A 577-nucleotide genomic window follows, 5' to 3' on the forward strand; every position below is an offset into this window, starting at 1 on the left:
ATCAATCAGGAAAGACCGCAGAGGATACGCCAGATCGTTGCCCTCTGCAACGTGGTCATAGGAATAGTATTGTTTCCCTTGCAGACCTTTACATGGGTCGTATACCTTAACATCACCGAAGCGAGCGTCAATAATGATCTGATGGAAAAGTCCAGGTAACTGCAAAGAGGGTACAGTCGCAAGATACAAGCGCCCAGGTCGAATCTGGTGCATACCAGCAGTGATATGCGGCTGTGCAAAGACACCGTGCTTATACAGATAATTCGATACGTCAGTAAAACCATGAATATAATCATTTGTGAACTCGTCATACACCTGCTCAGGGTCTTTGTCAAGAAGCATAGCAAGGCAGGTAGGGATGCAAGCCATTATGCTTTTCTGAGTTTTATGCTTGATTGGATCGTTGATAGTAATCATTAGAATACTTCCTTAAACAAATCAAATTTAACATGCTCGTAGATTTTATTCAGCTGAGTCAGCTTACGAATAAATTCTTTACTGGTATTCTCGTCAATTGCACAGGTATCCGTCTGGATCTTCCATGTGTCGGAGCGCAGACGAAGCAGGAACGACCCGT

The 577-nt window shown here is 43.7% G+C and carries 1 protein-coding gene; it reads right to left on the reverse strand.

Annotation, left to right across the window (positions count from 1 at the left end; translation table 11 throughout):
• A partial coding sequence (locus tag Y882_RS18400) for a hypothetical protein (RefSeq protein ID WP_046973409.1) occupies positions 1-417 on the reverse strand: 417 nt, incomplete at its 3' end.
• Positions 418-577 lie beyond the last annotated feature (160 nt).

This window comes from Dyella japonica DSM 16301 (assembly GCF_001010355.1).
Taxonomy (GTDB): Bacteria; Pseudomonadota; Gammaproteobacteria; order Xanthomonadales; family Rhodanobacteraceae; genus Dyella; species Dyella japonica.